The organism is Spirulina subsalsa CS-330, assembly GCF_028330765.1.
GTDB lineage: Bacteria > Cyanobacteriota > Cyanobacteriia > Cyanobacteriales > Spirulinaceae > Spirulina > Spirulina subsalsa_A.
Genome location: NZ_JAQMTY010000163.1, coordinates 1 through 9,686 on the forward strand (window position 1 = coordinate 1; position 9,686 = coordinate 9,686).

The 9,686-nt window shown below is 54.4% G+C and carries 7 protein-coding genes; 4 read left to right on the forward strand and 3 right to left on the reverse strand.

All coding sequences use genetic code 11. The annotated features are described in order from the left end of the window. Positions 1 to 267: 267 nt before the first annotated feature. Both metK and PN477_RS10975 read right to left on the reverse strand, forming a co-directional pair. Positions 268 to 1,518, reverse strand: coding sequence for a methionine adenosyltransferase (gene metK / locus PN477_RS10970; protein WP_272115898.1), 1,251 nt, complete (start codon positions 1,516 to 1,518; stop codon positions 268 to 270). An 85-nt stretch (positions 1,519 to 1,603) separates the two neighbouring features. Further along, positions 1,604 to 2,692, reverse strand: coding sequence for a Fe(3+) ABC transporter substrate-binding protein (locus PN477_RS10975; protein ID WP_272115896.1), 1,089 nt, complete (start codon positions 2,690 to 2,692; stop codon positions 1,604 to 1,606). A 103-nt stretch (positions 2,693 to 2,795) separates the two neighbouring features. On the opposite strand from PN477_RS10975, the gene dprA reads away from it, so the two are divergent. The 4 genes from dprA (at position 2,796) to PN477_RS10995 (ending at position 8,089) form a co-directional block, all read left to right on the forward strand. Then, positions 2,796 to 3,959, forward strand: a complete 1,164-nt coding sequence (gene dprA / locus PN477_RS10980; protein WP_272115894.1) for a DNA-processing protein DprA — start codon at positions 2,796 to 2,798, stop codon at positions 3,957 to 3,959. 146 nt (positions 3,960 to 4,105) lie between these two features. Further along, complete coding sequence (gene queC / locus PN477_RS10985) at positions 4,106 to 4,807, forward strand: 7-cyano-7-deazaguanine synthase QueC (RefSeq protein WP_272115893.1); 702 nt, start codon at positions 4,106 to 4,108, stop codon at positions 4,805 to 4,807. A gap of 138 nt (positions 4,808 to 4,945) precedes the next feature. Continuing rightward, on the forward strand, positions 4,946 to 5,722 hold the full coding sequence (hisA, locus tag PN477_RS10990; protein ID WP_272115891.1) for a 1-(5-phosphoribosyl)-5-[(5-phosphoribosylamino)methylideneamino]imidazole-4-carboxamide isomerase: 777 nt from the start codon (positions 4,946 to 4,948) through the stop codon (positions 5,720 to 5,722). A gap of 129 nt (positions 5,723 to 5,851) precedes the next feature. Next, the gene (locus tag PN477_RS10995; RefSeq protein WP_272115889.1) at positions 5,852 to 8,089 is read left to right on the forward strand and encodes an MASE1 domain-containing protein; all 2,238 of its coding nucleotides are present in this window, start codon (positions 5,852 to 5,854) and stop codon (positions 8,087 to 8,089) included. 179 nt (positions 8,090 to 8,268) lie between these two features. On the opposite strand, the gene PN477_RS11000 is transcribed toward PN477_RS10995, so the two are convergent. Further along, the gene (locus PN477_RS11000) at positions 8,269 to 9,276 is read right to left on the reverse strand and encodes an NAD(P)H-dependent glycerol-3-phosphate dehydrogenase (protein WP_272115887.1); all 1,008 of its coding nucleotides are present in this window, start codon (positions 9,274 to 9,276) and stop codon (positions 8,269 to 8,271) included. Positions 9,277 to 9,686: the final 410 nt, after the last annotated feature.

Sequence of the window (9,686 nt, forward strand, 5' to 3'; positions counted from 1 at the left end):
CCCCCTAGCCCCCCTTAAAAAGGGGGGAACGAAAAAAAGTCCCCCTTTTTAAGGGGGATTTAGGGGGATCAAACGCAGACGAGGCCAACATTTGAACGTTATGTATAAGCAGTAGCCCTAGGGGAGAGGGAACTGGAAAAATTGCTCGGCTCCCCTCGCCCTCTGGGAGAGGGGTTGGGGGTGAGGGCTATCATCTTTTGTCAGTCAACCAGTCTGAGGACTCAGGTTCCGGCCTGCCAAGACCCGGAAAAGCCGGAAAGTTGTGCGTTACGCCTGCACCGCCAACGCCTCCGACTTCAAAAGAGCCGCCTTATCGGTTTTTTCCCAGGGCAGATCAAGATCCGTCCGCCCCAAATGACCATAGGCCGCCACATCTTGATAGAACCGTCCGCCCCGTTGGGCCGGTAGTTGGCGGAGGTTAAAGGTTTGGATAATCCCCGCCGGACGCAGTTCAAAATGGCGTTTCACCAAGTCCAACAGAATATCCTCATCCACTTTCCCCGTCCCAAACGTTTCTACTAAGATACTCACGGGCCGCGCCACCCCGATCGCATAGCTCACTTGGACTTCACATTTTTCCGCCAAACCCGCCGCGACGATATTCTTCGCCACATAGCGACAGGCATAGGCCGCCGAGCGGTCTACCTTGGTCGGGTCTTTGCCGGAAAATGCCCCGCCGCCATGACGGGAATAGCCGCCGTAGGTATCGACGATGATTTTCCGGCCGGTGAGGCCGGAATCTCCTTGGGGGCCCCCAATGACAAACTTGCCCGTGGGATTGACGAGATAGCGGGTTTCCTGCGTGGGTTTAACGGCAATATCCGCAAACACGGGTTGAATGACGCTTTCAATCAAATCGGCTCTGATTTTGGCTTGAATGGCATCGTTATCGGTTAACTCGCCGATGGTTTCGGTATGCTGCGTCGAGATTAAAATCGTGTCAATCCCAACGGGCTTGCCGTCTTCGTAGACAACGCTGACTTGGGTTTTGCCGTCGGGGCCGAGGTAGGGCAGTTGACCGCTTTTGCGCACGGCGGTGAGTTGACGGGAAATCCGGTGCGCGAGGCTAATCGGCATCGGCATCAGTTCGGGGGTTTCGTTGCAGGCATAGCCAAACATCAACCCCTGATCACCGGCTCCGATCGCATCGAGTTCGTCTTCGCTGAGTTCGGCCCGTTGCTCTTGGGCAGAGGTGACCCCTTGGGCAATGTCGGGGGACTGTTCATCGAGGGCGATTAACACAGAGCAGCTATTGGCGGAGAAGCCGTTGTTGGCATCGGTGTAACCAATTTCTGCAATTTTCTGGCGAGCGAGGTCAATATAGTTGACATTCGCTTGGGATGAGATTTCCCCTGTGATCAAGACAAGTCCGGTATTGACGACCACTTCGGCAGCCACGCGGCTGCGTTCATCTTGGGTCAAGAGGGCATCTAAAATCGTGTCAGAGATTTGATCACAGATTTTATCGGGATGCCCTTCGGTGACAGATTCTGAAGTAAATAAATAACGACGAGCCAACGTGGTTTCCTTCTCCTGCGACTGATTGCAACTTATCTTAACCTTTGCAGGGTCAGGGGACTAGATGATATCCCCTAGATTGAGCCTATTTCCAACCGGCTTTGTCCATGAGTTGGACGGCTTTGGGGTTGAGTTCGCCGTATTGTTCGACGTTGAGGTCGGAGGCTTTGAAGTCGCCGAGGTTGCGGACGACTTCGTTGGCGGTGACGGATTCGACGACGGGATATTCGTTGTTGCCGTCGGCGAAGAGTTGTTGGGCTTCGGGGGTGACGAGGAATTCAAGGAAGGCGATCGCATTCTCTTTGTTCGGTGCGTTCACTGCCACGCCTGCGCCGCTGATATTGACATGGGCCCCGCCGCTCTCTTGGTTGGGGAAAAAGACGGCGATATTGCTCACCACGTCTTGATCGGCGGGGTCTTCAGAGCGCATCAAACGGCCCACATAGTAGGTGTTGGCGATCGCCACATCACAGACCCCCGATGCTACGGCTTGAATTTGGGCGGTGTCGTTGCCTTCCGGTTCACGGGCAAAATTCGCCACCACGCCTTCAATCCATGCCAGGGTTTTGTCTTCGCCGAGTTCGGCAATTTTAGCGGCCACCAAGGATTGATTATAGATATTGCTCGAACTGCGAATACAGACCCGGCCCGCCCATTCCGGTTCGGCGAGGGCTTCATAGGTGGACAGTTCCGAGGGATCAACCTCGTCGGGGTTGTAGATGATCACCCGTGCCCGTTTGGTGAGGGCAAACCATTCGTTGGCATCATCGCGGAAGTTGTCAGGAATGGCAGTGGTGAGGGCTTCGGATTCGATGGGCTGGAGAATCCCGGCTTCTTGGGCCCGCCAGAGGTTGCCCACATCCACGGTCATCAGCACATCAGCGGGGCTGTTGTCCCCTTCACTTGTGATCCGTTCGATGAGTTCTTCTTCTTTGCCTTCGATCAGATTCACTTCGATGCCGGTTTCTTCGGTAAAGGCGGCATAGAGATCATCGTCGCTGTCGTAGTGGCGTGAGGAGTAGAGGTTGAGGACGGCTTCACTGTTGTCGCCGGAGTCGGCGGTATCCGTTGGATTAGCTGCGTCTTGGCTGGTGGTGGGGGAACAGGCGGCGATCGCCCCCATAGCAATGGCTGATAAGGCAACCGCAACGGACGAACGAGAACAGAATTTCATACTAGGGTAATAAACGAATGGGAACGAGAATTCATTGTAGCGTTAATGATACTAATTCTCAATTAACCACTGAAAATTTTTCTCACACTGTCTGAGGGGAACAATGGCGCAAGAACAGGAACGGATGTATTGGCTGGCTTGGTCACGGGTGCGGGGAGTCGGGCCGCTGCTGGTGAAACGGCTGCAAACGGAGTTTGGCTCGTTGGAGGAGGCGTGGCGGGCCCAAGGTGCGGCATTACAAGCGGTTCAGGGGGTGGGGCCGAAGGTCTTGGAGAGTATCACCACGGCGCGGGCCCAGCTTGAACCGGAACAATTGCTAGAGGAGTGCGATCGCGCCCAGGTGAAGTTTTGGACACCCGCCGATCCAGATTACCCCTACCTATTGCAAGAGATTCCGAATTTCCCCCCGGTCTTATATTATCGCGGTCAGGTGAACAGGCTCGAAAATCAGGGCCGCAAACCGGCGATCGCGATCGTCGGCACTCGCAACATCACCGACTACGGCCACCGCTGGACAGCCCGGATCAGCCGCGCCCTCACCTGTCGAGGCTTTACCATCGTGTCGGGCCTCGCGCTGGGGGTGGATGCCGCGGCCCATGAAGCCTGCCTCAACGCTGGCGGTCGGACGATCGCCGTCCTCGGCACGGGCATTGATGTGATCTATCCCCGTCAAAACACCGCCCTCTACCATCGCATCGCTGAACAGGGGTTAATCCTCAGCGACTATCCCCCCGGCACGCGCCCCGAAGCCCATAATTTCCCGCCCCGCAATCGGATCATTGCCGGGTTGAGTCGGGCGGTGTTGGTGATGGAAGCCGCCCAGCGATCGGGGGCATTGATTACGGCTCGGTATGCGATCGAATACAATCGAGATGTCTATACCCTGCCCGGCTCTTTAGACAATCCCCAAGCCCTCGGCTGTTTGGAATTGGTGAACACCGGGGCGCAGTTGATTTTAGGGGAACGGGCATTGTTGGATCAGTTGGGTGATATTCCGCCGTTGGATTCTCCCCAAGATCATCAACTGACGCTGGATTTCTCCCCGCCTGACTCGCCCCCCGTCGTGGCCCCTCGCCCAACGCTGCCGCCGGATTTATCCCCCAACTGTTACCGAGCCTTTGAGGTGATTGGCACAGACCCGACCTCCCTCGATCGGATTATGGAACAGAGTGGGTTAACGGCGCGTGAGGCCCTGGTGGCGCTGAGTCTGTTGGAAATGTTGGAACTGATTACGGGCTTACCGGGGCAGCAATACCGCCAGCGGTGATCCGGGAGGGCGATCGCTCAATATCGCCCAATCATTTTGGCTGGCAACAGTGGCGTTAGCGACCCCAAACCTTTCAGGATCAATGGTCTTGATTCCCATGTTTTACAATTTTTCCCGATCCCAGTCATCACAATCTACAGTTAACGATGAATTCACCCACAACGCAAAAACGCGCCGTCGTCTTGGTTTCAGGAGGGCTAGATTCCGCCACCACCGCCGCCCAAGCCCAAGCCGATGGCTATGAGGCGATCGCCCTCTCCTGTCGCTACGGCCAACGCCACGATCGCGAACTGCTCGCAGCCCAGGCGGTGGTTGAGCATTTGGGGATTGCAGAGCATTTTGTGATCGATGTGAATTTGGGGCAATGGGGCGGGTCATCCTTGACGGATTTTGAAACGCCGCTGGCCCAAGATGGTAGCGATCGCGCCCCCATCCCTGCCACCTATGTCCCCGGTCGCAATACCGTTTTCATCGCCCTCGCCCTCTCCCTCGCCGAAGCCAAGGGAGCCGAGGCGATCTATCTGGGGATTAATGCGGTGGACTATTCTGGCTATCCCGATTGTCGCCCGGACTATCTCGCCGCCTATCAAGACCTGGCGCGGCTTTCGTCCAAGGTGGGCGTGGAGGGGCATCCGATCCGACTCGTCGCGCCGTTGGTGAACGATACCAAGGTGGATATTGTGCGGCGGGCGGTGCGGTTGGGCGTGCCGATTCCCTTAACCTGGTCGTGCTATGCCGGGGGAGAAACGCCCTGTGGTCGGTGCGATTCATGCCAAATACGCGATCGCGCCCTGATCGCAGCCGGTTATCCGCAATGGGTGAGCACGACCGCTAAACGTCCGTCATAATTCCGTAATTATACGGTATGACTTTCAGTATAAATAACTAATCCCCGTAGTTTCTCTGAATTTCCATTAACAATTTTGATAGGGCGTAGCATTGTTCGCTATGCTGCAAAGACAGAGTCTGAAGCAAGATAAGGATCTATGGATGTTATCCCAGCAATTGATCTCCTCGGTGGTCAATGCGTGCGTTTATATCAAGGCGACTACGCACAGTCTGAAATTTTTAGTGACCATCCCCTTGATGTCGCTCAACGTTGGGAAGCCGCCGGAGCCACTCGCTTACATCTCGTGGATCTCGATGGTGCGAAAACAGGAGCCACCGTCAATCATGAGGCGATCGCCACCATCGTCCAAGCCTTAAACATTCCCGTCGAAGTGGGGGGCGGTCTGCGCGATCGCGCCACGATCCAACGCATTTTTGATCTCGGCGTGCAATGGGCGATCGTCGGCACACTAGCCGTGGAAAATCCTCAACTGGTTCAAGACCTCTGCACCGAATTTCCCGGCCGCATCATCGTCGGCATTGATGCCCGCAACGGCAAAGTTGCAACACGAGGCTGGCTCGAAACCTCCACCATTGACGCGATCGATCTGGCCCAACGGATGGCGATCGCCGGAGCCGCCGCCATCATCTACACCGACATTCACCGCGACGGAACCATGAGCGGCCCCAACACCACCGCCCTCCGCGAACTCGCCCACCAAGTCGAACTCCCGATCATCGCCTCCGGTGGGGTCAGTTCCCTCACCGATGTCTTAAGCCTCCTTGCCCTCGAACCCGACGGCGTGACCGGCATGATCATCGGCCGCGCCATCTACACCGGAGACATTGACCTCAAAGAAGCCGTTCAAGCCGTGGGCCCCGGCCGTTTACAAGATGTTCCCCCCCAAGGTGGCCATTTTTCCACCTTTGCCTAAGCAAAATGGGTCTGTTTTGGATATGGGTAAATGATACGCATGGATCTTGTGCAAGGGAGTCATGATTCAAGCCTGCGTATTCTCTTTTGCGCTTTGTTCTTTGATGCTCAGTTGTGCCCAAGCTAATCGATGAAAATCTCATGGCGACCTAATCGAAACCAGCGAAATCTTGCTATTACCGGTCTGGCCTTGGGCTACTATGCCTTATCAGTGCTCTGTCGTTATGCCGCATCCACGCCAGAATCCATCACGCCAATTTGGTTTCCCGATGGTCTAGGCGTGGGTATGGTCTTGCTCTTTGGGTATTGGATCTTGCCAGGGGTAACGATTGGTTCAATTCTGGCCAACTGGTCAGCTTTTGTGCATGGCAACACCCTAGGAATCTGGGTATTAGATCTACTCCAAGTGGGTCTTATCGCCACAGGAACGACCGCCGGAACCTATTTCGGTGTGCAATGGTTACGCCATACCATTGGTCGCCGGAACCCCCTGAACCAAACCAGCGATGTTTTTGTGTTCGTGGTTTTCACCGCCATCCTCAGCACCTTGATTAATGCCACGGTCGGGATCTTCGCCCTGAGCCTGGATCACACCGTGGTCTTTAATCAAAGCCTCAATGCCTGGGTGATGTGGTGGATTTCTAATGTGACGGGGATTTTACTGGTCACGCCCCTCTGTCTATCCGGATCAGATGCGATCCGCTGGCTGCGGGCAACTCGCTCCAATCGAACCGCCAAAACTCGACGCTGGCTTAGGGATCAACTCCGCCTCGCCATTGAACAACCGATTCAAAATGGTCAGCAATGGTTTTTAGAGGGTGTTATTTTGCTCGGAGTGACCCTAGGCATTAGCTATGGGGCTTTTTCGTTAAACTATCCGATTGATTATTTATTAATTCCCTGTTTAATTGTGGCGGCCTTTCGTTTGGGACAAATGGGCGTGTCCGGTTTTACGCTGTTGATTTCGATCATTGCCATTTATGGCACCGTAAACCAATTGACCTCAAACCCACTGACCTCGTTGTCTCCGGATAACTTACAGGTTTCCCTCATGATGCTGCAATGTTTTCTGAGCATTTTGGTGATTACGGCTCTCGCGTTGTCAGCGACTTTGATTGAAAAACAACGAGTGTTTAAATATCTCCAGCATTCTCAAGCCCAACTTCAGCTACAAACAACACAACTGATCACGCAAAACGAGGATTTACTGACGGCGAAACAGGCGGCGGAAGATGCGAACCGCGCTAAGAGTGAGTTTTTGGCGAATATGAGCCATGAAATCCGGACACCGCTGAATATTATTTTGGGGTTTTGTCAGTTGATGAACCAGGATGCGACCCGTCTGAATCATCAGACAATTCGGGAAAATTTGACGTTGATGGAGCGTAGTGGGGAAACGTTGCTGCGGCTGTTGAATGATGTGCTGGACTTGGCCAAAATTGAGGCGAATCGGCTGCAATTGAGGGAGGATGTGATCATGGTGCGATCGCTGATTCGGGATATTCACCGCATTTTTGCCGCCACAGCCCACCAGAAAAACATCACCTTTGATTACCACGTGGGGGCCAATGTCCCGGAACAGATTCGGTTTGATGCGGCCCGGTTGCGCCAAATTTTGTTTAACCTGATCGGCAACAGCATTAAATTCACGAAAAAAGGGACGGTGCACCTGATTGTGCAAAGTTCGCGGGCTGCTGACGATCCTCAAGTGATCCAACTGGAATTGATCGTGCAAGATACCGGCATTGGGATTCCACCCGATCAGCAGGACATTATTTTTGATGCCTTCCGTCAACTCGAAGGCCACCACAGTCGCCGCTATGGTGGTACGGGTTTGGGGTTAGCCCTGACCCAACGCCTCACCCAAATGCTCGGCGGGCAAATTTACCTCACCAGTGAATTGGGCGTGGGCAGTACCTTTACGATTGTGTTTCCCCAGGTTTCCCTCGTGCTGCCAGCCCCTGAAAACCTCGTTCAAGATCTAGCGCCAGAACTGATGCTAGATCCCCTGAATCGGCCGGCAGGGGATACCCAGAACACCCTAGGGATGGCGATGCCGGAAAGAATTCCGCCGAGCTTGGCGATCGCGCAGGATCTGTTCCTCTGTAAGCTCTATGAACTAGAGGCGACCACTTGGCTGCATGTTTCGCGCACGTTGATCATGAGTGATATTCGGGATTTTGCTGAAAGTTTGCAGGGTTTGGGAGCGGAGTATGATTGTCAACTGTTGTGTGACTATGCTCAGGATTTGAGTTGTCATGTGGCGGAGTTTGACATTGAGACGCTCCAAACAGCGATCGCAGATTTTCCCAAGCTGTGCCGCATCATTGAACGCTGGTTAGGTGAGGTGGAGCCTGGTGTGAGTTGAGAGGCTCTTGACGCGGTGGGTTTGGTTTGATTTGGGATGGGGGTGCTGGGGGTGCGATCGCAGCGGATATAGCGGTTTTCAAGAATATGAGGCACTGCCCTCACCCTAAATCCCTCTCCCAGTAAGGGAGAGGGATTTAGAAGCACTCCTCATCGTTTTGCAATCCGCTATAGTGCTGATTAATATTCTGCTTTGAGTTCCCGTTCCATTAAGGCTTGCACCGCTTCCATGGGGCTGATTTCATTATCCAACAGGCGGCACACTTGGCGAGCAATGGGAACCGGGATACGGTGGGTGCGGGCCATGTCCACGAGGACGCGGGTGGTGTTCACCCCTTCGGCGGTGCTTTGTAGTTCGATCAAGACGGTTTCGAGGTCTTTCCCCTCGGCGAGGCCAAACCCAACGCGATAGTTCCGGGAAAGCGTCCCGTCACAGGTGGCGAGGAGATCCCCTAAACCGGATAAGCCGAAGAAGGTTTCGCTCGATGCCCCCATGTGCGTCCCAATCCGCATCATTTCGGGGAGGGCACGGGTGAGGAGTCCGGCTTTGGCGTTGGTTCCTAGGTTCAGACCATCGCAAACACCGGCGGCGATCGCCATGATGTTTTTCAGGGTTCCCCCTAGTTCAGTCCCCAGGGGATCGGTGTTGATATAGACGCGGAAGGTTTCGGAGGAAAAGATGTCTTGTACCACTTTGGCGGCGGCTTCGTCTTGGCTGGCCACAACGGTGGTCGCCGGTAAACCCATTTCAATTTCCCGTGAAAGATTCGGGCCCGACAGCACGGCAACAGGATTATCTGGGAAGGCGGCTTGCCACATTTGGGACGGGGTTTGCTTCGTCGCAGGGTCTAGGCCCTTCGTGGCGGTGAGAATAATTTTGGTTTTGGGCAAGTTGCACGCTTTGATCTGCTCAATCACGCTGGGCACGCCTTTCATGGAGACGGCACAGAGCAGCACATCTGCCTCTGCGATCGCACTTGCCAAGGGTTCACTTTGGCGACGAGACCACAGCTTGACAGCGTGATTGTTGCGCGTCGCCACCGTCGCTAATGCAGACCCCCACGCACCTGCACCGATGACCGTTAACCGTGGCTCAGCGGCGGTTTTACTATAGAACGGTGCTAGGGTGTTCGTCAGACGAGTCTGTTGAACGGCGAGAGAACCTTTAGAAGGTAGGGTGTTAACCATTGCTTTTTGGCGTAATTATTGAAGAGAACAGTTGAATCGTGAAGATTGCCCGTTCTTCATTAGTTTTACAGCACGCACTCACGCCAATGTTTCATTCATGGGACATAAATTCAGCGATCGCGCCATCTCGCAATTTATCCCTTTAGATAGATGCGAAGCCGTTTGGTGCGATCGGTCTTGATCGCTAATCGGTGGGTTATCGCCCTCACCCCCAACCCCTCTCCCAGAGGGCGAGGGGAGCCGATCTATTTTTCCAGTTCCCTCTCCCTGAGGGCTACTGCTTATACATAACGTTCAAATGTTGGCCTCGTCTGCGTTTGATCCCCCTAAATCCCCCTTAAAAAGGGGGACTTTTTTTCGTTCCCCCCTTTTTAAGGGGGGCTAGGGGGGATCGAGAGAAGGTGAACATC

Coding starts and splice junctions, on each gene's coding strand:
- PN477_RS10975 (WP_272115896.1), bottom strand. CDS start 2,692: ATGAAATTCTGTTCTCGTTCGTCCGTTGCGGTTGCCTTATCAGCCATT.
- PN477_RS10995 (WP_272115889.1), top strand. CDS start 5,852: ATGAAAATCTCATGGCGACCTAATCGAAACCAGCGAAATCTTGCTATT.
- queC (WP_272115893.1), top strand. CDS start 4,106: ATGAATTCACCCACAACGCAAAAACGCGCCGTCGTCTTGGTTTCAGGA.
- PN477_RS11000 (WP_272115887.1), bottom strand. CDS start 9,276: ATGGTTAACACCCTACCTTCTAAAGGTTCTCTCGCCGTTCAACAGACT.
- dprA (WP_272115894.1), top strand. CDS start 2,796: ATGGCGCAAGAACAGGAACGGATGTATTGGCTGGCTTGGTCACGGGTG.
- hisA (WP_272115891.1), top strand. CDS start 4,946: ATGGATGTTATCCCAGCAATTGATCTCCTCGGTGGTCAATGCGTGCGT.